This is a genomic window from Roseibium sp. M-1 (assembly GCF_054515675.1).
In genome coordinates, this window is record NZ_CM137257.1 from 4,449,973 (window position 1) to 4,475,413 (window position 25,441).

Here is a 25,441-nt window from a genome sequence, read left to right on the forward strand (position 1 = left end):
TATGGCCGCGAGCCTACCGGCTTCGCCTGTTCACAAGCGCTTCCGAATTAATGTGTGTCACTTCCGGAAATCGTCAAGAAAACAGGACGGAAGACAGTTTGCGGCGGCCATAGGCACTGGCGGGCTCCTTGAAGCCCCAGGCTTCGAAGAACTGCAGCAGCTGCTTGCGGGCGCCGTCCTCGTTCCACTCCCGGTCGCGCCGGACGATCTCGATCAGCTGGTCGACAGCCCCTTCCTTGTCGCCCTTGCCGTTGAGGCCGAGGGCGAGGTCGAAGCGGGCCTGAAGATCGAGCGGATCCTTGGCGATGCGGTCCTGCAGTTCGGCCAGGTCGCCAAGCGAGGCTGCCTGTTCCGCGAGATCAATGGCGGCCTTTGCCGCCGCAAAGGCCGGATCGTTACGCTTGTCTTCCGGGACCAGGTCGAGGGCCTGTTTTGCCCGCTCCAGGTCGTCGGCGCCCAGATAACACTGCGCCAGACCGGCGATGGCTGTGACATTGTCCGGTTCCATCTGCATGACGGCACCGAAAAGCTGGGCTGCCTGGGCGTAGTCCTTGGTGACCAGCAGTTCGGTTGCCTGTTCCAGAAAGGCGTCTGCCTCGTTGACAGGTGCCGGACCGCCGAGGCGTTCGATAAAGGCCTTCACCTGGCTTTCCGGCTGCGCGCCCATGAAACCGTCCACCGGCTGGCCGTCCTTGAAGGCAACCACGGCCGGGATCGACTGGATGCCCATCTGGCCGGCGATTTCCGGATGGTCGTCGATATTCATCTTGGCGAGCTTCACCGTGCCGCCGGCCGCCTTGACGGCCGCCTCGATAATCGGGGTCAGCTGCTTGCAGGGGCCGCACCAGGGCGCCCAGAAATCCACCAGCACCGGCTGCTGACGCGAGGCTTCCATGACGTCGGCCATGAAGGTCTGGGTGGTGACGTCGAAGATCAGGTCGTCGCCGCCATTACCGCCGGGCGCATCGCCGCCGCCATTGCCACCGCCGCCATAGCCGCCGCCCATGCCGCCACCGAAACTGCCGCCGACCTGGCCGCCGATGCTGTAATTGCCGTTGCTCATATGCCGCCTCGAAACTTCCGGCCGGGCGTCTGCCAGCCCGGCCATGAGGGAAAACTGAAAGGTTGATTTGGCTCCTAACATGGAGCCAGTCCGTGTGAAATTCAAACGCCTATGGCGCGGAAAGCGCCGATTTAGAGACCGGCCGTCTGTGCTTCCGTGCTCACCGCCAGAACCTGCGCTTCATGGCCGCAGGCCTTGGCGAATTTCAGAAGGTCGCCTGCGGCAATCGCTGTCGTCGCATCGTTTTTCAGCGGATGATAGTTCAGGATATCGTGTTGCATCATCGCGGCATCGAAAACCGGCGTCACCCTTTGCGCCTCGCGGTCGTTGATGAGCGAGAAGGGCGTCACCGACCCCGGCTCGACGCCGAGCACTTCCATAAGCAGGTCCGCGTTGCCGAAGGAGACCCTTCCCTGAGCACCGACGATCTGGTGCACCTTTTTCAGATCGATCTCCGCATCGTGCAGGGCGACGATCAGGAACAGGCGTCCCTTCTTGTCCTTCACGAAAAGGTTCTTGGTGTGGCCGCCGGGAATGCGATCGTGCAGGTCGCCGGACTCCGCCACCGTGAAAACGGGCTGATGATCCACGGTCGTGACCTTTATCCCTAGGTCGCTCAAAAAGGCCATGAGGTCGTCGCGTGTCGCCGGCATGATTTTTCCTGCAAATTTTTCAACTTGCGTGCTGTCTAGCGCGATTTGGGACCGCGCTACAAGGGGTGAGGTTAAGAAAAAGCGGCAGAAATCTGCCGGTTTCCGGCGCCGATTTCACAGGAAATCCACAAAAAGACGGCTTAGAAAAATTCTTGCATTTCGGTGTTGCAATCCGTCTCAGCATAGTTCATATACTGCGCCACCGACGCCGAGGCGGACGCCGCCACGGACCGGTCACTATGCGGGTGTAGCTCAGGGGTAGAGCACAACCTTGCCAAGGTTGGGGTCGAGGGTTCGAATCCCTTCGCCCGCTCCAAATTTCCTCAGTGATTTCTGAGGCTTAGAAAACGCCCTTCGGGGCGTTTTTTGCTTCCCCGGCCCCTTTCTCCTAAGCGGGGAAGCAGGGGGGAAGCACCTGGAGGCATATTGCCTTGTGTGCAGCGCAGCAATTTTTTGACCTGCAGGCAACTTGCAGCCCTTTGATTCAGGTTCGCCAAACGCATTCCTTGAGCACACTTGCTTCATTTTAAATGGCTCTCGTGAAGCCATTGTCGTGCTCACGTGCGTAGCTCCCTTGTCACCTTCGTATCGCTAATTAAGCCGACTTACCTTAGCATGATTTCTATTTAAGCCAAGTGGCAATTGCTTAAATAAGGCGCTCCGTCCATATTGAAAAGATGGCAGAGACACACGCAACAGATTCGCGGCTGGGCCGATTTGTAGAGACAAGCGTCGGGGGAGAGACGGTACGAGCCTTTGTGCCTCCACCGCTGCCTCCAAACCCGCCAATTGACATTCTGCCACTCCTCCCGCACCTGACCAGCGCCGAAAGGGCTCTCGGTCGGCTCGATGGCATCACGACGATTCTGCCGCGCCAGGAATTGTTTCTTTACATGTACGTCCGAAAAGAGGCCGTGCTCTCATCTCAGATTGAGGGGACCCAGTCGACGTTAACCGACCTTTTGCGCTTCGAGACGGACGCCCAGGCTGGCCAACCGGTTGATGACGTTCGCGAGATCTCGAATTACGTCGATGCGATGATGTACGGCTTGGAGCGGCTGGACGAGTTGCCGCTTTCGCTTCGGCTCATCCGCGAGATGCACGCCCGCCTGCTCGAAAGCGGTCGCGGAGGAACCAAGAACCCAGGAGAGTTCCGGCGCTCTCAGAACTGGATCGGCGGCAGTCGTCCGGGCAATGCGCTGTTTGTGCCTCCGCCGGTCAATGAAGTCGACAATTGCCTCGAAGCGTTTGAAGTTTTTATGCATGAGGATCGATCTCAGCTGCCTGCGCTGATCAAGGCTGGCTTGCTCCATGGTCAATTCGAGACCATTCACCCCTTTCTGGACGGTAATGGCCGTATCGGTCGGCTATTGGTGACGCTTTACCTCTGCGTCCACGGGGCCCTGAAAAGGCCGCTTCTCTACCTCAGTCTCTATCTGAAATCGAACAGGTCCGACTACTATCGTCTTCTGCAGGAGGTGCGAGAGCAAGGAGCCTGGGAGGCCTGGCTCGAATTTTTCCTTCGAGGCATTACAGAAACGGCGAACCAGGCGTTCGACGCTTCAACCCGCATTGTCGAGTTGTTCAAAGAGGATCGGGAATTAATAACCGCGCAGAGCGATCGGGCGGGCTCGGCCTTGCGTCTTCATGACCTTCTTCAACAACATCCTTTTTTGACTGCCGGGCAACTCGTCGAGCAAACAGGGCTCACCATGCCAACCGTAAATGCGGCACTTGCGGACCTGGAACGGCTGGGTATCGTCGAAGAGGTGACCGGGCGTAAGCGGGGACGTGTGTTTGGTTACCGGCGGTATCTCCTGATTCTCAGTGAAGGAACTGATCCTTTGTCCGCGTAATTTGGTGAGGTTATACTCTTGACCATAGAAGGATTTATTCGAAGCGTCCTCAGTTGAATGTCACTGCCTGTTCAAGCTCCATCTTAGGCGTTGTGCACAGAGTTCACAGACTTCGCCATTCCATAACCGCTCCCCTTCCTGTAGTTCGTGACCTGAGACCTTATCCTCTTCCACTTCAGCGCGGAGTCCTTTGGTTGATTTTTGGCCTCATGCAGCCCGCGTTTGCAACGTCGTTCTTCTGCGCCTTCACATAAGGGCGGACATACTCTGGTGACATGAGCCTCACCTCATGTCCTCGATCGACGAAAAGCCGACCAAAGTGGTGAGCGCCGCAACACGCTTCCATAGCAACGACGCACGTCGGCATCTTGCTGACAAATTCAATGAGCGTCTGCCGCCGCATCGTTCGGCGGACAATCACCGCACCTTGGTCGTCAACGCCTACAACGCTGCAGCTAGTCTTTCCAATATCGATGCCCAGTATCGAAATCGTCATGGCTCGGCTCCTCTTCCTTCAATGACGAGAAATCATACCCGATGTTCTCGGAAGGGCGGGCCATTCCATAATCAACAAGACACCTTCAAGCTGACACGCACCGCCGCTCTGGCCGAGTGGCGCGAACTTGGCGCGGGATAAAAGACAGCCTTACTGGCCTAACGGAGACGAGCTCGAATTCGTCTGACTGGGCCCTGGCAACACCTTCGGACCAGCGCAGCATGGCGCCTTCTAGGGCCGCCAGCGCGGCCCGCTTCAGCCTTTCGTGCCGAAACCGCGACACCGGGCACCGCTTTCTATTTCGTCGGCAGAGGCCGGCGGCGAACAGGCGATCAGGGTGTCCCGAAACGCCTCAGGACAGGTGCGGTAGCTGCGTGCCGCCGGACCGGTCCGTCTTGAGCAGGTGCTGCCGTGTCATCCAGCGGGCGGCCTTCGTGACTGGCGCGCCGTAGTGCCAGACAAAAAGCGCCTGCCGCCGGACGTGCCCCCGGCCCAGATCGGGCAGAAGATCGGGATATTCGACACGGCTCGGCAAGGGGGCGCTGGCGTGCAGACGCACGCGCCCCGCCTCGGGGCTAGCCCGGTCCAGCCTGGGGCCGGTTTCCTCGATGAAACTGAAGACCGACGGCGCCGGCGGGATCACGGGGCCGGCCACGATGGGGATATCGACAGTCTCTTCAGCCAGCGGCGCACCTTCTGGGCCATACAGGACCTTGAGCCGCAGCATGTCGCCCGGCGCAAGCACCAAGCCCTCGTCCGGCTGGTCGGCGTAAAGATCGGCCAGGCGCAGAACGTAGGCCTTGCGCGCCCTCAAACGGGTGGCATTGCCCGCGACACCGGGGTTCCACAGGTTCAGGTCCTGCTGCGACGGCCCTGTTCCGTCCTCCTGAAAGCCGAACGGGATCCGCAAGAATTCCAGCTTAATGTGATGTGCTGGCGCGGATCCGGTGGACTGAAACCAACCGGTCTTGTCGTCGACGAAATCGAAGGCAAGGTGCAGGTCGGTATCGGCGTTGGCCTGTTGGCGGTCGACGGCGATCCGCACCCTTTCCGCCCCTGCCCGCAGGTCCTTGCTCAGCGTCGGGCTGCCCAGCGCACGGTCGTAGGAGGGGTCGCCGAAGGTCACCGAGGCGGCACTGACCGGGATCGTGCGCGGACCGCGAGCGTCCAGCAGGACGGGCACCCGGAAGGCGGCCAGACCGGCGGGCGGCAATTCCGGCTGATCGGTCTGGCTGACCCCATTGGTGTGGGTAAAGCGCAGGTCGATCTGCAATCGCGTGTCGGCGCTGGCCTGGCGCAGCACTCGGTTAATCGTTTCCAGTTTCTCCTTGCCCTCCGTGTCGGCGGGGTTGGCAAGCATCTGCAGCGTGATCTCGATGCCGCCGTCGCCCTCGCGCGTGGTAATCGCAGGGAAGCGCCATGTCTGCGATCCGATCGACAACTCGGCCACGACCCTTTCGGCCACGCCATCGGCATCGTTCGCACCAAAGATGCCTGCCAGAAGGTTCACCTCCGGTATTGGCTCTCCCTGCAAGTCGGCAGCCCGGAACGCCAACAGCAGTCTGCTTTCGCCGGTCCACCACCGCTCGGATGGCAGCGAAAGCGTCTGATCGGCCCCCAGGAGACTCAGGCGCCAGTCGGATTCGGCCGCCGCCGTGACGGGGTCCAGCGCGGTCAGGCGCAGCGTGTCCGACAATTGCCCGTGGGGCAGGAACGCATCGAGTGTGCCGTCGGCGCCCAGATCGGCGCGCGAGACAAAGGTGCGTCGGCTCAGGCGCAGGGCCTCGGGAGCCTGCAGGCCCGGCCCGAACAGCGCTGCCTTGTCGGGATGCGGCGGCAGGACAGGACTGCGCGGATTGCGCATCTGAGCCCCGATGATTGGCCCGCTGCCAGCGGGCTGCCCGGTGCCTGGCCAGCCCGCATCCAGCGCCGCTTTGCCGGCATGAGCCACGATCGTGGCCGACACCGTGCTGGCGTCGAGAACCCCGGCGCGGCGCCCGACCACCATGCGGTCGACGACAGGCGGCAGGATCGGCGCTGCCAATCGGACACCGTCGCGGTCCCGCGGCAACTCGGCCTCGGCGACGGGGCTGCGTCGCCGCGCCGGGCCGGGCGCCAGGTGGCGGGCGAATGGACCATCGAACGGGAATGGCGCCGCTCCGCGGTCGAAGACCACATGTTCCGAAAACCGAAGGGCAAGCGACTGGATGGCGTCGGTATCGTCGCTCCACCAGTTGTCGTCCAGGACGGCCTCGGCTGTCGCCGGCCACAGCGTCCGCTGGGTCCGCGCGGCGAACCCGGCCTCGGGCGATTGCAGGGCCAGCTCCGCCTCGAACCCCGGCGCCAGAATGGCGCGCTGCCGAGCCGGGCGCATCGGCCAGCCCAGCGCCGGAGAGGCCACGATGTCGGCCTCAACCGGGGTCAGCGGATCGCCCGAACGCGCCAGCGGGTTGCGGGGCCGCGCTACGCTGCGCCCGGCAATTTCGCCGGCCCGGGTGTTTCGGAACAGCGCATAGCGCGCATCCTCGACCAGCCGATGCGCGGCATCGTACAGTTCGACCGACTGGCTCCAGTCGGCCCCGTCCGGGCGGGCCTGACGATAATTCGCGAACAAATACGCTCCCTGTTGGCCCAGGACGATCAGATCCACCGAAATCGGAGCCGCCGGGCTGAAGGTGACAGGTGCGGCGCTGTCACGTAGGACAGCAAGGCGGGCCCTGGTGCCGGCACGCGTCGGCCGCTTGTACGCCGGCGACATGACCGGAGCGGTGTCGCTTTCGCGTTGCCAGAAGGCCCACTGGGCGTCGGGCGCCAGCGACATGACCGGAGCGGTGTCGCTTTCGCTTTGCCAGAAGGCCGCCAGCGCCAGCATTGCGCGCAGAAAATACGGCGCCCGCCTATGATGAGCTTCGGTCTCGATATTCCCCGGTGCGTCGTCGATCCAGGGTTCGAAGAGCCCGGGGCTGGCGGGCAGCATCCGGCGCAGATCGGGCAACGCGGTGTCGGGATCGCTGAGGGCCGCCAGCAGTTCGGCCTCGCGCATGCGGGTGCTCAGTGCGATACCGGCCCGCCCGCCATTGGCCGCCATGGCATGGGCGGCCCAACTTTCCATCGTGGGGATGCGATAGAGATCGGGCTCGGCCTCGGGCAGGACCTGCAGATCTACCCCGTCCGGCAGCCCATACGCCCAGGGCAGGTTGATCTGTTGCGCCCTGTCGCCGCTTCTAAGCATCATCCAGAGCGGGGCGACCGCCACCACATAGACCGCGCTCTGGTCGATCTTGTCCCACAGGAAGCGGGCCATCGCCGGATCGTGCCAGCCGGACAGGTTGGCATTCGTCAGCCGCGCGACGCCTTCCGGCAGGTGATCCATATCGCTGTGCTCTGGCGCATCGCGATAGCGCAGCGCAGGCGAATTCTGGTCCGACCTTCTCTTGTGCGAATGGCGCGGCGTGAACGAGATGGCCTCGCCTGCCTCGGCCTGCGGAACGCCGTCGGGCAACACGCCAGCCTCGGCCTGCAAGGCCGCCGCTGTCGTGAGGGCAACGTGATCGCAACTCCACCAAGTCTTCTCCCGGCCGTCTGCGGTCAGCCAATGCTGCACCTGCGCCAGCCCGCGCAGCGTTCCGCCCAGGGGCAGCAACGCCCCCTCCACCCGCTCCAGCGCGCTGGGGTCGATCAGGAAATCGGTCAGCCGGAAGACAAAGCTGTGGCGCAGCACCTCGCCCCTCGGGCCAAGTGTCAGGACACGGCTCGGGGGGCCCGATTCCGGATCCTCCGGTGGTGTCAGATTGCCATCGGCAATGGCATCCAGGTCCGGATCCCCGTCCAGTGCAATAGACCCTAGCAGCGGCCACTGGATCGGCGAGGTCGATGTCTCGGACCGCCAGGTCAGATGCAGTTGGTTGAAATCCTGCGGCCCCGCCCCGCTGAGGATCTCGTGCGTCAGCCGATAGGTCCGGCCGTCGCCAACACGCAGGTCGGCCAGAAAATGCAACACGCGCCCGCCTTCGGCGGGCGCGGCGCTCAGCACCTCGGAATAGTTGATCACCAGCCTGGCGGGCCCACCATCCGCCAACCCTATGGGCAGGCCGAACAGCGGTTTGGTACCCGCCAGCAGCTCCTCTTTTGTATCGACCAGCAGGTTCAGAACGCCGGCCACGTGGTCGATATTCAGCTCGAACCCGTACTCCGACAGATCGAGGTCGAGCCACCGCACGTCCCCGCGCGCCAGGCTGAACAGGGTCGGCCCCTCGTCGCCCCTGGCCCGCAGCGCGATGGCGCCGTCGATGGCAAGGTGCTGGTCCGCGCCACTGGCCGAACAGGTGGCCCGCAAGGTCACGTTGTGCAGGCTGGCCGGCAGGGCGGGCTGCCAGACGGCTGTGTCATCGAACCGGATCACCAGCGTGTCTTCGTCCTGAACCTCGACCGTCCCGCCCGTGACTGTGCGGTCCTCGCCAAACAGCGTAGCGCGCACGGTCGCGGCGACGGGCTCAAAACCGTTCACGGTATCGCCGAAGCGCAGGGTGAACCCGGCCTCCACATCCGACGCGCTGCCGAACAGGGCCCCGTCCCCTGTCGTCGTGACGGGCAGCCGCCGCGTGAACGACAGGTCCGGGTCGCGGCTGGCCCAACCGAATTCGCCGTCGGCGGCCGGTTCGCTCACCGCTGCGCCTTCCCAGGCCGACGAGCTGTTCAGACGAAAGACAAACAGATCGTCCCGATCGTAGATACGGTCGGCCCCGAACGCGAAATCCTCATGCGGATGCTTTCCGTCGGACCGAAACGACAGGCTGCCGAGGATACGCGCATAGGAGATATCCAGCGCAAGGTCCGGCTCGCCGGGATCGAAGAACACGGCATCGACCAAACGCAGGGGCCGGAATCGGAACGGGCCAACGGGTATATCGAAGGCACCGGAGAGATCCGCAGACGGAGCATCGTTCCGATTCTGGAAAAAGCGCCATTCATAAAGGCCCAGGGCAAAGTTCTCGCGATCGAAGGCCTGTCCCGTGCTGCTGCGGTATCCCTCGATGGGATTGCCTTGTCGGCCGTTCGGAAGTCGCGGTTTCGCGGGCCCGACACCGGCAAACCGGAAATCCGGGCCGTCCGGAACGACGGGCATGTCGCGCACATGGAACGCCACTTCGGTGCTGGCCCGACCAATCGACATGTCCGACAAGCGCGGGGCGGGCAAGGTGGTCAGAAGAACGGTTTCGAGTTTGTTGTCGGGCGCATAGCGCCGCACCTCGCGCAATGTGCCCCCCCGGGCCGGCGCGGTGCGAAACGCCGTGCCGCGGGCATCGGCAAAGAAATTCGGGTCGGGCACCGACTGGCCGTTCTCGTCCAGCACGGGTGGCGCGAACTGGTCGATCCCGTAGCCCGTGACATGCACATCGGGGCCGTTGGGCCAGGTTGTGTCCGACAGCGTGACCCCGTCATCCTCACGCTCAAGCACCCCGCCGAGGCCCACCGCCGCAGCTTCGAGGCTGCCGCGGTCGTCGCTCAGCTTCAACTCGCCGAACATCTTGGCCTGGCCCGCGGCAACCGAAACGCTCTGCTCGAAGCTGAAGGGAAAGGCCAGCGTTGTCAGCGGGATGTCGGTCTTATCCGGAGGGTCGAGCGTCTCCGCAGGATCGACGGGCAGGCCGCGGGCCATGACCGCGTCCTGCGTCCAGGTCAACTGCATGCGCTGCTCGGCATCGCGCCATAGCGATACCAGCCGATCGGGATGCAGCGCGGTAACCACCGGCTCTTTCGGGCCGCCTGGGGTCTCTGGCGCCAGCCCGGGCAAGGCATCCTCGGGCTCGACCGGGGGCAGGTCGGACCAGGCGAACAATTCGTCCAGAATCGGATAATCATAGCGGAGCGTCGCGTGGAACTGCCAATCCGGGCTGTCCGGATCGGGTTTGAATTCAACCCCGTGCAGCGACGGCAGCAACGCACTCTGGACGTCGCGCGGGCCGATGGGATCGACCGGGGCGGAACCGAACGGGTGCCCCGGGGCGGTGTCCTGATCGGTTGGACCGAAGAGGGCGGGCAGATCGTTTTCCGGCGTGTCATACCCGGTGAAATCGTGGCGCAGGCGCACCTGGCCAACCAGGCGCCGGGGAAACAGGCCCCGGCTGCGCGACGGCACCCCGGCGGATTTGGCGCTGCGCGTCATCGGATAGTTGGTGATCAGGGGCAGGTTCTTCATCGTGACCCAGCCCACGACCTCGGCCTTGGTGGCATCGGCGTCGTCGTTTTCGGGCAGATCGAACGCCAGCTGCCAGCTGCTGGTGCCGTCCCGCGTGCTGTCCCATTTGAACGTCACCGCACCGCCGGGCGCGCTGTCGAACGCAAGCGGAACCTCGCGCACGGCCGCCGGCCCCCGGGTCCAGTCGGGCACCGCTTCGGTCGCGGTGGGACTGGTGTCGGCGACGAAGAGGAACCCGTAGATTGCCCCCGCCTCACCAGAGGGGTGCAGCGTGAAGGCCTCGAGATTGCGCAACTTCGTTTGCGCATCCGCCTGTCGCCAGGTTGTCTTGACGATCAGCCCGTCGGTCGAGGACAGCTCCAGCGCGCGGGGCAGTCCGCCCTCGGCGCCGGTCGCTGCCGTGGCGGAAAACAGCAGCCTGCCGGACAGCGCGCCCGTCGCCTCGTGCACCCCGTCCGCTGGCATGTCCGGGCCGCCGGGGGCGCTCGGATCCGATGTATCGGGAGCGTCGAGCGGATACTGCAGCCAGCCGTCCCGCAAGGCGAAAAAAACATAGGGCGCGGTCTCGTCGGGGTCAGCCAAGAGCCCGGCCTCGCCATAGCGCGTTGTCAGCCGTTCGCGAAGGCGGTCCAAGGGCAGCGCGACACGCTTGTGCCCGAACGAACCGTCAAAACGGCTGGTCCACGCCTTGCTGCCCGCGTAGGCATAGGTCAGGCCATAGCTTGGCTGCGCAGCCGGGCGGCCCGCATATGCGACCAGTTCAAAGGCCTCATCCGACGATTGCAGCGCGACCCGCGACAGCTCGACCCGGGCCAGGGCGCTGCCCTCGCCAACACCCTCGACCCGCGTCACCAGCCGAAGATCCACGCGTTCGGGATCGATCTCGGCCAGCGCATGGGCGGGATCGGCAGGTACGGGCGTCAGGCCCAACCGACCGTCGTCAAAGTCCAGCGGCCAGATCAGGGGCGGCGTCTCGCCGCGCAGATCAATGCGATAGCGCTGCGAGGCTTCGGTTTCGATCAGGCTCGACACGACATGCTGCAATCGCCCGATCACATCGGCCAGCCCATTGGCTTCGGCGGGCGCCAACAGCCGCAGCCGATAGCCGCGGCTTGCATCCGCTTCCAGCCGCAGGCGGCCCCGCAGGGACGCCGCCGCAACGTCCGATGCAATTCCTATGGTCGGATCGGGCATCGCCCCGGTCTCGAAGACGATGCCCTTGGGCGTCGCCGTGACCGGCCAAAATGTCTTGCCTGGCACCGAGCCGGTATCCACAGCGATCGTCACGCCGCCTAGGATCGTGCCGGCGTCGCGATCATAGCCAAGGAAGGTGGCCAGATCGGTTCCCGGGGTCAGGTCGAGCGATATCTGCGCCGCGCCCTCGGTCAGCCGCAAGGTAGGCAAGGTGACCACATTGTTGAGCCGAAGGTCCTCGAACGCCTCCGGGACGGCCAGCACGTCTTGGGCGGTGTCGGACTGGGCGATCTCTCCCCTGACGGGCGCGGACGCTCCCGGCAACCAAAGCGCGATCTTGGCTCCACCGAAGTAGTGACGCGGCCGCGCCGCGACCCGCAGCAGGGTCGGCAGCCTCGCCGGGATGCTGCCGGCCCCCGTATCGCCGTAATCGTATAGCTCGCCGCTCAGCATGGTGGCCCGCACGCCAAAGGTCCGCCGGGTGATCGACAGGTCGTTCCCCTCGTCGTCTTCCGGATGGAAACTGCGCAGGGTCAGAACGCAGAACGGAAGGTCGTCGCCCAGGGACAGCGACATTGTTCCAAGGCCCGTGGAATCGGGCGCGGCCAGCTTCAGGAACGCATTCAGGTCGGACATGGCTCTACTCCTGCGCCGCCGGGACATGTGGGACGATCTCGGACAAGGGCAGCAAGGCACCGCGCATTGCAGTGAAGGCCGGGCGCCGGCCCAGACCGAACAGCCAGTCCTGCATCGTCCCGTCGAACCCGTCCGGGTCCGCCAGGGCGCCGCGCACCACCGCGATCTCGGCCGCATGGGGCGGGTGCCGCATCCGCAACAGCGCCTGATCCCTCGCCAATTCCGCGATCTGGAAGTAGTCCAGAACCGCGTCGGGCACCGAATCCCAGAACAGTGCCGGCAGTTCGGTGTCCAACGCGAACTCGGCCAGCGTGCCCGCATCCGCGGCAGCCTGCAGGCCGCCCTCCAGACGCGCGGCCAGGGTATCCAGTCCGGCCGCCGCCAAGGCAGCGATCATAGCGGCCCGCATGGTCTCTTCGTCGCCAGGCGGGCCGTCGTCGCCAAAGCGCCAAAGCGCCCGCCAGACCAATTCGAAAGCGCCGGCCCCGGCCAGATCCGCCGCCTTGTCCTGCAGCCCCTCGGCCCCGCCCGGGTTCAACGCCAGCACCACGGGTGCCGTTGGCGTGTCGATGGCCACACGCAGCCGGATACGCCAGTCGAACCCGGTGGTGTCTGGCACGATGGGTCCGATCTCTGCTTGCGAAAGGCCTCCGGCCAGGCGCAGCTGGCCGCTGCTGTATTTCGCCACGTAGGGCAAGCCCAATGCTTCAAGATCCGGGGGCGGATCGTCGGGCCGGCGTTCGGCGGGCGGCTTTGGCATGATCTCGATGTCGAAACTCTGCGCCTGGGTCGCGCGCTGCGCCCCGGTATTCGTGGCATCGGCCAAGGTTTCGATCCCCAACCGATAGCCGATCTGTGGGTCCGGCAGATGTGCGACCGGCTTGATGGCGTCAAAGGCCCAGCCCGTCTGTCCGAACCAAAGCGCGGCATCCTCGGCCGCCATTGCATCGACAAAGCGCATCAGCGGCAGTTCGAACACCAAGGCATTGCCGCCCTCTGCTACATGCCAACTGGCCGGGGCGGACCGATCGCGGTGCGCGTACCCTTGCGTCTCGCTGTAGGGCATGTGCAGCTTGGCGAACCCTTCTTCCATTGTGACATGTGCTCGCTCGGACACCATGTTCCCCGCGCTGAAATGCACGTGGATGTGGGTTCGGAAGAAGTACGGCAACTGGGCAAAGGAAAAGGCCGTGGCGCCCAGCCAGGCATCCGGCGCCTGGATCTGCAGATCCCGCAGCCGCGAGCGCGCCGATCGCCGGTCCAGAACCTCGCGGTTCGTGATCCCGTCCTCGGTTGCCAGCACCGCCGATCCGAACTCGGCCAGGGGCAGGTGATCCGAGCTGTGCCCTACCAGCAAGGTCAGCCACTTCATCCAGGTGCCATGGGCGAAACTGCGGTACAGTTCGGGCGAGATCGCCTCGAATGCCAGCAGGGCTTCGTTGTTTCGGTTTGCCGAGGCCAGGATCATGTCCGAGGGATGTGCGACGACAATCTCGAACCGGCCGCGTCCGTCCAGCCCGTCGTTCAGCGCCACGCGGCGCGCCGACAGGATCACCGGTTTCTCTAGCGGTTCGGTCCGAGGCAGCGTCACCCCGACCCACTGCCGCAGCGGCGCGCCCGGTTCGAGCGCCCCGTGCAGATCCTGCGGGACGGCGTTCGCTGGATCGACCTCGGAATACACCCAACGCTCGGCATCGCGCACTAGCCGCCAGCGCGCCGCGCGGGCCCAATCGTCGTACCGTCCGGTCGGACGCACCGCGAAAGCCCGCCGCCCGCCGCGCCGGTCGTCGTCGGGCAGGACAATCGACACGCGCCCCTGAGCATCCGGCGCCTGCTGCCAGGTGCCCGGATCGGCAAGCGTGCCCAGCGAGAAGTAGATATCGGCCTCGTCGGGACCGTCGGGATCTGGCGCCGGCGCTGTCAACGTCTCGGGCACCACCGTATGTTCGACGAACCGCAGCCAGAACCGAGAGAACGCGCCGGCCAGCCCGATCCGGGCCGCCTCGCCGCCCGACCCCGCGACGGTCGGTGTCAGAATGCCCGGGTAAGGCCCATCGAAGCGCCCGATCGCATAGTGCAGCAGCCGCTGCATCTCGGATACGGGCTCGCGGGGGTCTGCGCCCGCCGGCGGCCACAGGATCTGGCCCCAATCGGCATCGGGATACGGCTTGAAGGCGCCCATGCCGGGCTCGATGCCGCCATACACCCCTGGCGTCAGCTCAGACTTTTCGAACGCGAACTCGACGGTATCGACCACAGTCTCATTCCCGTTGGGCCTGACGAAGATCGCCTCGACCGTGAACGCCCCGGCGTCGGGGAACGCTCCGCTTGCCCCGTCCGACAACCGGGCGTGGCGCAGATAGGCCAGCAGATGATGGCCGGGCGCGTCCTGCCCTTCGCCGAACGGGCCAGCCGGCCCGGTATAGCCGATCTGAACCGTCGGGGCCTCGGGCGGGTCCACGTCATCCGGGCCGGCTGACATGCGAATCTGCGGCAGGGTTTCGATCCCGTGCGCTTCCGCCCGCAGATCGAGCAGGTAATCCCTGGGCAGGACCTCTTTCCACTTGATGCGGAACCGGTCCAGTCGCCCGCGCTCAGCCATTTGACCGGCGTCCAGCGCATCACGCAGCCAGTCGCCCCGAATCCGCAACGACCAATACGTGACCCGCGGTGCGTCGGTCATCGGACGCAGCCGATCCGGCGCCGGGCGCAGTGAGATCTGCACCGCCGCCAGCGTGTCGCTGTCGCGCATCCGAATGGCGTCGCCCTCTTGAATGTCTTCCTGCCCGCCATCGAACCAGTGCAGCCGGCCATTGCCCCAGGGCATGGTCAGGATGTCGGCAAAGGGCAGGCCCTCACGGGCCGGCGGAAGCGCGCTGTTGATCCGATAGACCTTCAACACCTGGGCATAAGCCTCGTTGATGTGCTGCAACGCCTCCTCACCCCGCAGGAAGGTGCCGGTGTCGGTGTCGTACAGCTGGAACCCTTCGGCCAGCCCCAGCATGCGCATCGCGGCAAAGCCGTGCGGATCGCGCTTTTGCGGGATCTCGGCCAGATATTCGCTAAGCGTCGCGGCTTGCGGTGCCGCAGGTGCATCCGTCACCAGGGCGTAGCGCCGGAACACGGGTTCGCCCGGCCGCGGGTCGGGTGTGTTCAGCGTGACCAGCGCCAGGGTGTCGGCCAGGATCGGGTGCAGGCGCGGCACCAGTTCCAGCGGAGTGAAGACTTCGCTGGTCACGCTTTGGGCCGGTCCGGTGCGGTTATTGTCCGCATCACGCTCGAACCGGAAGCCTTCCAGCAGCAGCCGCGCGCCCGATAGCCTGGCCCGCAGGTCCCGGTCAGCCAGCATGGCCTGCTCTGCATCCAGCGCGGCGTCGGTCTGGGCCGCCTTGGGCACCAGCCGCAACCGGCGCAGCGCCTCGCGCAGATCCGCCACCTTAAACGGACCCGCCCCGCCGGCATCCAACGTCAGGGTCATGCCGTTCGCACGGGCACCGGGGTGCTCCGAGGCCAGCGTCCACGCGTCGAGCGCCCCTTCCCACGCCCCGGTCTCCGGGGCCAGGACAAGCTCGACCACATCTGGCGCGCCGCCCTGGAACAGTTCTGCGACGATGCCGTCCTCCAGTTCCGAAAGGATCAAACGACGCAGACGGGGCTGCGGAAAGACCGGCAGGCTTTCGGCCAGCGAGAACCACGGCGCTCGGCCCGGGCGCTCCGGGTTCGTCCCAGCCTCGCGGGCATTGAACCCGTCACGCCAGGCCTCGGATGGAAATGCCATCTCCAGCCGGGCCATGTCGCCGAAGGTATCGGGCGACAATCCGCGTTGCTCGACCGGCAACAGCCGCAGATCGGCCACGGTGTCGGCGGCCTCCGATAGGCTGCCTTGATCCGTCGCGTCGCCGGTGAAGGTGTCGGGGTTGAGCGAGAAGACACGGAACCCCGACACCATGCGGTAGAGGTCGCCGGCGGATGGGCCGGTCTGGTCCAGCGCCGTCCCGGCCAGGGCCAGGCTGCGGGGCCGCGCGTTCCAGCGCAGCCGGGTCGCGGTGCGCCGCCTCGGATCGGGCGCCATATCGAGCGCGGTCTCGAGGTCCGGCCCGGCAAATTTGGCCAGTGTGCCCCGGGCCGCGGGACGGTAGACATGCAAGCGGCCGCTCCGCGCCTGCAGATCGGCCCGGCCAAGCGCCCGGAAGGCCAGCGCCACCGGCTGCTCGAAGGTCTCGAGGATCGTATTGGCGGGCAGCGGCGCCGAGGTGCCATGGCCATGCTCGCGCCCCAGGATCGCAACGTTCATGCTGACGCTGCGCCAGGTGCTTGGCTCGGTCTCGCCCGCGGTCTCGTCCGGGCGCCGGCGCAGGAAAGCGTGGGTGACCAGGCCGGGTCTCGGTGAAATCGTGCCGTCGCTGATCCGGTAGCTCACCGCGCCTAGGCGCGAGACCAGGCCGGACGACAGCACCAGGCGGCCCTCGGGATCGCTGAGGACCCCGTCATAGGTCTCGGGCGTATCGCTGTCGTACCGTTCGATCACAACGGAAATCGCATCAGGCGGCACGTCCCGGCCGGATTGGCGGGCCGACAGCGTCAGCCGCACATCCTCTGCGACCTCGCGTGTGGCCAGGGCGTCGATCTGTTCTTGCCCCAGGCGGGTCTTGGCCTCGCTGACGGCGTCCGCGCCGTAGCCCCCGGCGGGCACGGACTGCGTCGTCCAAAGCCGCAGGTCGAAGGCCGCACCGTCGAAACTGGGCGGTGCCAGCGCCGGCCCCTGCTGGTCCTTGGGGCGCGCCACGATCGGGGGCGCCTCACGCAGCATCAACCGCAGATCCGGCGCGCCGGTTTCGCTGTCAGACACCTGATCCGGCCGCCGGGCATCTGCCGCCACAAGCGACGGCATCGCTGGATAGACCACCTGCAGCGTCGCCTCTTGCGGGGCCACGGGCCGGGGTCGCGGTGCCGCCGGCGGTGTGTAGATGAAGAGCGCACCGAAATCGCCGTCGCGCGCGGATTCCGCCGTTCCGGCGATATCGACCGGCACGATCTGGTACTCGACCCGCAATTCGGGGGTGCGCGTCAGCGACCGGACCGCCCGGGCGGCCTCGGACATGTCGGCGACGCCAGGCTCGGGTTGCAGCCCCAAAAGGACATCACGCAGGGCCTTCGGGATTGGACGTGCGCTGCCGTCGGCGCCAGGATCGGCCTGGCGCAGATCGTCCACGAATTGCTGCGGTGGCCGAACCTGCCGGACCATGCGCGCGATCAGATTGCCCTCGTCATCCCGCTTGTCAAAGAATTCCTCTGCGGTAGCGGCCTTCAGGGTAAAGGTCGCGCCAAAGCTTTCACCCGTGGGGTAACCGACGATGCGACGCGTGATCCGGTAGTGTTTCAGATGCTGCTCCGGGTCGTCGTAGAAACTCCGCGACGCCCCCCAGGCGGGCTCCAGATCCCAGTCTAGCCTGATCCCCTGATCGGGTTCCAGCAGCCGATTGTCGGCATCCGCGCCCAGCAGCGTGGGCTTCAGCCGCGGCTGGGCGTTGCGGAACATGCGGGACGGCGGGTTGAACAGATGCACCTCGCCCATTGCCGCCGCATCGCTTTTCCTGACGCCGAATTTGCCGGCCGGGGCCTCGTTGTCGGCCATGTCCAGATCGAACAGTTTGTCCAGATCGGCCTCGGTCACCTCGAATGTCAGCCCGAAATCGCGGGGATCCAGCGGCGCCCTGCGGCCGGGCACGCTGCTCTGAACGATGTTCCGCGCCAGCCAGTCGGCGCCTTCAACAATTTCCGAGATCAGGGCCGAGCGTTGCTCTTCGATCTCGGCCTCCAGTTTTTCCTGCCCGGTCAGATGCGCCCGTGTCCGGCCAATGCGTCCCAACTCGTCTGCCGCCGCCTGCTGGTCCTCGGGCAGTTCGATCCGTTCTTCCTCGTAAAAACGCGGGGTCGGTTCGGTCAGCTTCACCTCTCCGCTCTCGACCCTGTTCAGGAACACGGTCTGCAGCAACTCGCCGAGATAAAGCGGCGCGCCCTCATTGGCCTGCGTCACCTCTTCGTCCAGCGGCAACGCAATCGCCTTTTCGAATTGCGACATCGCCGGGCCGACGATCGGCGGTTGTTCCGACCCGTCCTGGACCGACAGCGCCACCAGCGCCTCCAGCACCTCCCTGTCGGACGAGGTCAGCGTATGGTCGGCGCTGAACGTCGAGATGTCGCCGACATCGCCGATGGCCGGCGAGGCATAGAAGCCCGAGCGTGCGTCCCGGTTCTCCCGCGTGTCGCCGGGATCGCTCATGTCGCGGGGGACAAGCTGCATGATATAGCTCGCGGATTTCGACGCGATCGGGAACAGCAAGGCCCAGAAATCCGTCGCCGCGATCTGCAAGCCTTCGTACTGCACGTACGCCGCCGGCGGCGCGGCCGGGTCCGGCGCGGGCTGTGGGATCGGCATCTGCCCCAGATCGTTGTCGATGCGTCCGTCGCCGATCTGGATCGTCTCGCCCCGCGACACGTTGGGGCGCGGCACCCGCTCCGAGCGCTGGCCGTCCTCGCTGGCCGGTGGCAGATCGGCGGCAAGGCCCAGCGCCTCGAACCGCGCAACCTGTGCCCGCGCGCGGTTGAGCAACCCGTTGTTGAAGCTCATCCGCAGCCCCAGGCTGAGAGTCTTGCCGAAGGCACGCACCCCGACCGTGATATGCGCCTGGCCGCCGAGGCCCTGCAACGAGATGACGGCCTCCAGCCCGATGGACACGGCGATGGTGATCGAGAACCCGATGCGCAGGGTGATCGTCTTGAACACCAGCGGAATGCGGATCCAGGCTTCGACGCGGATCGACAGGTTCAGATCGAACCGCAGCATGCCATAATAGATCGAGTCCATCGGGCGCTTGAGCGAGATGTAGGATAGGATCTTGGCCTGCAGCGCGAACACGGCCTCGGCCCGGGCCGACGCGCCGACGAATCCCAGGTTGATCGACCCGCCAAAGCGGACATGCCCGTCCGCCCGGAAAGCCATCCCGTACAAAAGCGAGAAGTCCTCGATCCGGTTGATCAGCCCGCCCCGCAGGCGCAGCGAGAACGAGTCGCTGCGCTTGCCCAGGTCAAAGCCCAGTTCGTAGGGCCAGCCGAATTCCATGTGGAACAGGCCGGGACGGATATACAACGTGGACGAGAACTGGACCGCCTGGATCGCCTTGACCAGCGGTTCAGGCAGTTCTGGGCGCTTGCCCACATGCCCGCCCTTGTCCGACACCATCCGTGCCAGGAATTCCTTGCGCGGCACCGAGAAGTACATGTAGCCGCGCAGCGTCGGGTTGGTCCTGAACGCGTTGGGCACGCTGGTGTCGACCCAGTCGTTGTAGTTGGTCGTCAGCCAGGCCCGCAGATTGATCATGAAGGTGAAATCGGTGCGGAAAGCCGCGACGATGTCGAACAAAAGCGGGTTCGGCAGCTCCTTTTCCGCTGCCTCATCGTAAGGGCTGTTCGGCTTTGCCGCCGCGACCGAGAACATGCCCCGCAGCGCCAGGGTGATGTCGCTGTTGTCATAGGTCGGCGTCCAGGCCTCGAACCTGTCCAGGCTGCCCTGGTACTTCGAAACCTCGTCCAGAATGTGGATCAATTCGCCCGGCGACCGCGCCGTTTCGGCCTGCGCGATCCCCGCCAGGGTAAAGCGCCGGCCGATGCCCACCCCGTATTCACGCAAGAAGATCGTGCCCAATGGGGTCGAGATCTGCACGGACTGCTTGTTTAGCTGACCGTAGACAAAGAAGGCGTGGCGCTTGTCAGAGGGTCCGTCGCCCCGGTCGAGTTCCAGATACCCCACTGCGCCCGACATCGGCGCCCAACCCGGCATCGAGATGTTGGCCGAGGCGAGAAAACCGTTGGCTCGAAGATCCAGCGACTCGCGCGGCGGCTGGATCAGACTGGGCAGGCGGTCGTCGACGGCAAAGGCCGTACCCTCCAGATCGACGGCGCCCATCTTCAACCCGACGGTCAGGCCCTCGAACTTCACCCGCGGCAGAACGCTGCGGTTCTTCGGGGCCGCAATCCCCATTTCGTGGAAATCGAAACGGGGGGTCGGCAAATCACCGAAGTCAGAAAAGTTGACCTTGCCGGAAATCCCCATCGCCGGATCGCCATCGAACTTGTCAGAGGCCGGGTAGAACGCGATCCCGCGCAGATCGAAGGTGAAGATGTCGAACACATTGGTCCGCGAGGGCGGATCCACCTTGACTAGAAAGCTCAGCGACCGCAGCAGCGTCGCGCTGTCGCCGCCCAGCGGCGCCTTGTCGAGCTTGATTTCGACGTTGCGGATGTTCTTGAGCAGCCCCTCTGAAAAGGCGCCGCCGCTGGGCTTGAACACCGCTGACCCGGTCAACAGGAAATAGAAGTGATAGGCGCCGTCGTTCACGAAATCGAAGCCGAGATTTGTGATCGTCAACTCGAACATCGTGCTGTGACAGCGGATCGGATCGCCCGATTTGTCCAGTTGCGCCGTCGCCCCCAGAACCGCGACATTCCCGTCCTGCCCGCGCCCCAGCTGCATCGCGATCGAGGCATTGGCCTCGCCGATCAGCGCCGGCGGCAGCTGACCCTTGCCGACCAGACCGGCAGAATTGAACTTCGACCCCTTGATCGAAATCTGACCCGAGGTGAACCGGAACGGCATCTTGATGCCGCCCAGTTCCACCGGCTCGGGCAGGATCTCGGCATCCAGGTCAAAGCCGCCCCGGTTTGCCCCGAACGTGTTCAGCTGGAACACCAGCCCCCGCCCTGAGGTCGACACTCGCTTGTAGGTCAGCGTGGCCAACGTCTGGTCGGTCATCTCGAACTGCTCGGCGCCGCGCGCCAGGTTCAGACGAAAGGCCGGCCAGAAACCATTGGTCTGGAACGCGGCCTTGTCCTTGGGCCTGATGCTCAGATCAAGGCCCAGGGGCGAATAGTGCTGTTCGGCGTCGGCGTTGATGATAATTTCGGTGCCGCCGGATATCTTGCTGGAAAAATCATCCAGCGAGACTGTCAACTCCAGCTTGGTGCTCGGAGCGAAATCCTGCTCCAGCTCGACCATGACGGTCAAAGCCAGCTTCAGAACCTTGTTATCGAGGCTGGGCTCGACCTCGGTGATCTTGACGCGCTGCACCAGCTTGCCGACGGTGCCGCTTTCGCCCTCGCTCTTCGGCATCAGGGCCAGGGCGCGTTTCTTCAACTCATCGACGTCGATCTCTTCCTTGACCCGCAGCACGTCGCCGGCCGAGGGCCCGCCGCCGCCAAAGATGACCCCCGCATCCTCCAACGGTCCCGGCGAACCGACCGTCAGGGCCAGGTTGTCGCCGGCGTCGCCGGGCAGTTGCAGTTCCTTGCCGTCGCCCCCGGAAAAGGTCTTGAACAGCCTCAGCTTGCCGCGTTGCAGCGCCGCCAGCACCAGCGCCTTGGGCGTCCCGGTCTGATTGATCGCCGTCGCCTTCAGTCCGATCAGGTGCGGCGGGCGGCCAGCGGGCGGGTTTTCATCCTCGATCGTGCCCAGCGACCGGTCCGGCCCATCGTCTCGGTCAAGCCAGAGATCGGTGCCCAGCGTCAGACTGCTGGTCTGGTCGGGGAAGACGCACAGGCCAAACCAGTCCTCGCCCGTCCGGTCGAAGACCAGCGCGGGCCGGAACCCGGCATCGAGGCTCAGGTGGATGCCCAGAACCTCGGTCTGGTAGACAACATTGGGGGCAACGCCCGCCGGCATCACCACCACCTGCACCGGCAAATAGGTCTTCGGATCGAGCCGGATCTCGAAGGCCAGCGCGGGAAACGAGTTCCCGCCAGGGTCTACTTTCGAGATCTTCTCGAAAACGTCCTTCACTACTTCCGCCAGGGCTTCGGCGGCCCCTGCGATGGCATTGCCCGTCGCGCCAGCCTGGCGGGCCAGCCACGCCGTGGTGGCCCGCACCAGTTCGGCCACTCGGCGCAGCACCTCCTTCAGGCCTTCCAGTTCCGGCAGGTCGGGGTGGTTGGGTTTGGGGATCTTGATCTGGCCGATATAGCTAAGCCATTCGCCAATCTGCTCGACGGCCTTTTCGACCAGCTTCACAGGATAGGGCTCTCGGATGGCGAACGCTTCGACCTTGCTGGACACGGCACCCGTTCCTGTCAGCGGGACGGCATAGGACATCACCAGATCGAGGTGCAAAGCGATATCAGGGTTCGCCGCGTCCGACAAAACGATCCCGACCCCCTCGGCCCCGGTGATTGAATGCAGGACAACGACATGCGGAACGCCGCCGCGATCCTCCAGCTTCAGCTGCAGCGTCGACTTCCCGATCTGCGCCTTCAGGCCCATCACCTCGAACGGGTCGGGCTGCGGCACCGGAATCTCGCGCGATTCAGCCGAGTAGGTGATGTCTCCTCCCGTGCCGTCCTTGCTGAACGTCAATTCGTCAAAGCTGAGTTTCAGCGTCAGATCGGGGTCCATCGACGCGCCATAGGTGACGGTCAACTCGCCCTTGCTCGCCACGATCCGAGGCGTGCCCGAACTGTTCGAGACGGTGAATTTCGGCTCTGTCTCCCACTCGGCCTCGATCGGTAGGTCCTGAAACAACCCGGCGTCGAGCATTGGCAGATTGAAGGGCACTAGCCGGGGCCATTTCAGCAGATTTGGCAAGAGATCCAGACCGTCGAAGGACAGTCCGGGCAGCTTGGGCAATTCGATGCGCGGAAAATCGAAGTCGAACCCCGGGAAGGACGGAACATCGAGCCGCAGCCAAGCCGGCGTGGCGAGATCCAGATCCTTCAGGTCACCATAGATGATCGCCAGCTCAAAGCTCAGATGTCCGTCGATATCGACGCTGGCCTCGATCTGGGTGCCACCGATGGTCTGATCGAACCCTATCTCACCTTCGATGGTCGCCCGGGCCTGCACCGCGATCAGAACCGTGTCGTCGCGGAAGGCCGGGTCGGGCAGATCGACCAGCAGGGGCGACAGCCGAAGCGACGCCTCGGCCAGACCTTCCAGGCCCAGAACCGTCACATCCCGCGAAAGTTTGATCGGCTCCGCGAGCCTTTGGCGCAGCCGGCGACGCTGTTTTTCCAACGCCTCGAAATCATGCCGGGCCAGGGCCTCGATCTCGCGCGCGGTGCGGAACCGCAGCGCGCCGCCCTCATCCAGGATCAGGATATCCGGAATATCGACCGCGACATCGGCCCCTTGGTCAAGCGCCAGGTCGGTCGAGACGACGCTGCCAACCGATTTGCTTTTGAAAGACACCACAAGCGCCCGCAGCTGGTAGGCCCCGGCGGTCCTTTCCACCTTGCCGACCAGCGACAGAAGGTTCCCGGCCTCGTCCTTGCGGAAAAGTTCAAGATCCGCTGTCATGATCGCCTCCCCGATGTGCTGGTGCGGTCTTAACGTGACACGGGCATGCGTAGGTCAGGTCTCAGATTGCATCGGCCTGGCGATTTCCTGCGAAACCAATGAAGTTTGGGTAATTGACTGCTTTGTGCACCTGTCCTAGCAGCGAATGGTTCGAATTAGTCTGCCAGCACCCATGGTAGCAATACATGCTCGAAGTCCATGCCCGGAAAAAAATGACGCTATCCGTCCTCCAGCCGATAAGCTGAAGAAAACCAGTGCTTCCAATCTGTATTCATTTCCTCGCAGCACCGAGCCGAAGAGTGCGCCCAGACCTTGGGCGTTGAAGTCGGCATTCCGATGTTCCAGACCTCGCAAACCATGAATGCGTGCCAAGGACGGTGGGCCTGAAGGAATCCGACGTCTCCAACTATTGCATCCGACAAATCGATCTCTTTTATGTTGTCGTACTCCTTCGAGAGCCGTTTCAATTCGCTCTCGATGTCAGTATTGCGCACAGCGAGGCCGTCCGGGCAGAAAGCCGTACCCGGGTTTGTGTTCGCGATCCTTATTCCGCCGGCAGCAAGGCAGTGCGCCAAGAAATGGGCGCAATCGGACTTGTTCTCCCCGCTTAGATACTCGCCACACGAGTTGCCCTGACTTCCCGTCTGTCCACAAAATTTCTTAGCGTAATTGATCGCTGCGATGTTCTTATACGGATGTCTCGCCAAGATGTTGCCCCCCCTTGCGCCAGCCCTGCCACGCTACCCAGGGTAGAACAAAAAAGCAAGAAAATTGCTCGCATCCAGGATTGGATGATGCTTTGTTTCTGCCAGTAGCAGGGCGCGCGGGTAGCGGGTTTGATGCGCGATGTATGGGGTGCGGCACAAAAAAATAGTCTGAAGGTCAACGTTTAGTGGCAGACGATAGGTCTGCATACAGCGAGGGACGCTATGCATTGGGACAAGATTGGACAAGGACTGGCAGTCGTTGCGGGCTGCCTGGGCTTGGGGTGGCTGGGTAGCTGGGTGGGCGCAGAGATCGTGCCCGCCGAGGGATGGGAGGAATCCTTCTGGTCGCGGTTTCAGTACATGTTCGTATTCTCGGTTCTGATTGAGCGATCTGTCGAAGTGTATCTCAATGCCAGTAAACTCAACGGTGATGATCGGTTTTCACCCGCGCACAAGAAATCTGGGAAGGACGCGACTCGTACTGCGAACATCGCAGCCATCGTTTTGAGCATCCTCGTGGCTTTGGCTGGAGTTCGTTTGATGGCGACCTTGGGGGAGCCTGCTTCTGATCACTGGATTACGTCTTGGGTCTGGTTTGGAACGGACATCGTTGTGTCAGCTGGTTTGATGGCTGGCGGGTCGGTCTTGTTCCATGAAGTGGCGGAAGTTCTTCGAGGCGGAATCGGTACTCTGGGTTCAAGATTTCAATCTATTGATAACCCAGAAGGAATTAGTGGGCTTGATGTACGAAGCGCGTACACTGTTTCGATAACACGAACTGGGGATGACTCTGGAAAACTTGAATTTTCTTCCGGCTCAGTCTCTCTGAACGAGACATGTTACTGGGATCCAGACGTCAAGATTGCGTCTGGAACATATGTAAAATGCTCGAAGACCCGTATGAAGTCGAAGAAAGACTCCGTAACGGGCGAGTTGCGCCCCGGAATATACCTCCCTGATGCTGTAGTTCCTGGAACGGACAATCACTCCATCTTCATTCATGAAGGCAAAGATCCAAGTTGGTCTGATGGCTGCATAGTATTGGATCGGGATAGAATGATGGCAATGTGGAATGAAATCATTCCAAGCGATGGCATGAACATAACTGTCAAGGTCGTCGATGCCTAGTTTTGCGGTGGTTGCCTGAGGGGGGGCTTACTTTCTAACTTCATACAGTCAATCGAGCTTTGGCTAAGCTTGTCGACACAGAATTCACACCTGGCCGTCGTTGCCGCGACCTGCCCGGTCTGGAAGTGCATCGAAGATGCTCGTTTGTTAGGGCACTAATCAGCA

Annotated in this window: 7 protein-coding genes, 1 tRNA gene and 1 pseudogene; 3 read left to right on the forward strand and 6 right to left on the reverse strand. The window is 64.0% G+C overall.

Going from position 1 to position 25,441, the window contains the following annotated elements; genetic code table 11:
• Positions 1-73: 73 nt before the first annotated feature.
• Both trxA and ACX3M4_RS20240 read right to left on the reverse strand, forming a co-directional pair.
• Positions 74-1,063, reverse strand: coding sequence for a thioredoxin (gene trxA, locus ACX3M4_RS20235; protein WP_459354788.1), 990 nt, complete (start codon positions 1,061-1,063; stop codon positions 74-76).
• Positions 1,064-1,194: 131 nt separating this feature from the next.
• Positions 1,195-1,716, reverse strand: coding sequence for a prolyl-tRNA synthetase associated domain-containing protein (locus ACX3M4_RS20240; RefSeq protein ID WP_459354789.1), 522 nt, complete (start codon positions 1,714-1,716; stop codon positions 1,195-1,197).
• 241 nt (positions 1,717-1,957) lie between these two features.
• Between ACX3M4_RS20240 and ACX3M4_RS20245 the strand changes: the two genes are divergently transcribed.
• A tRNA-Gly gene (locus ACX3M4_RS20245) sits at positions 1,958-2,032 on the forward strand.
• Between the two features lie 361 nt (positions 2,033-2,393).
• Positions 2,394-3,572 carry a Fic family protein gene (locus ACX3M4_RS20250; protein WP_459354790.1) on the forward strand — a complete coding sequence of 393 codons (1,179 nt, stop codon included), beginning with the start codon at positions 2,394-2,396 and terminating at the stop codon, positions 3,570-3,572.
• Positions 3,573-3,750: 178 nt separating this feature from the next.
• Here the strand turns inward: ACX3M4_RS20250 and ACX3M4_RS20255 are convergent.
• From ACX3M4_RS20255 to ACX3M4_RS20270, 4 genes and pseudogenes are all read right to left on the reverse strand, one after another.
• Positions 3,751-4,068 (reverse strand): annotated as a pseudogene (locus ACX3M4_RS20255) (IS110-like element ISMmg1 family transposase); the annotation flags it as partial.
• 352 nt (positions 4,069-4,420) lie between these two features.
• Entirely contained in the window at positions 4,421-12,097 is a 7,677-nt protein-coding gene (locus tag ACX3M4_RS20260) for a hypothetical protein (RefSeq protein WP_459354791.1), read from the reverse strand.
• A 4-nt stretch (positions 12,098-12,101) separates the two neighbouring features.
• Positions 12,102-23,441 carry a hypothetical protein gene (locus ACX3M4_RS20265; RefSeq protein ID WP_459354792.1) on the reverse strand — a complete coding sequence of 3,780 codons (11,340 nt, stop codon included), beginning with the start codon at positions 23,439-23,441 and terminating at the stop codon, positions 12,102-12,104.
• Positions 23,442-23,659: 218 nt separating this feature from the next.
• Positions 23,660-24,148: an amidase domain-containing protein gene (locus tag ACX3M4_RS20270; RefSeq protein WP_459354793.1), complete on the reverse strand. Its 489-nt coding sequence runs from the start codon at positions 24,146-24,148 to the stop codon at positions 23,660-23,662.
• Positions 24,149-24,370: 222 nt separating this feature from the next.
• On the opposite strand from ACX3M4_RS20270, the gene ACX3M4_RS20275 reads away from it, so the two are divergent.
• A complete protein-coding gene (locus ACX3M4_RS20275) occupies positions 24,371-25,276 on the forward strand; it encodes a hypothetical protein (protein WP_459354794.1) in 906 nt (301 codons plus the stop codon).
• The last annotated feature ends 165 nt before the right edge of the window (positions 25,277-25,441 follow it).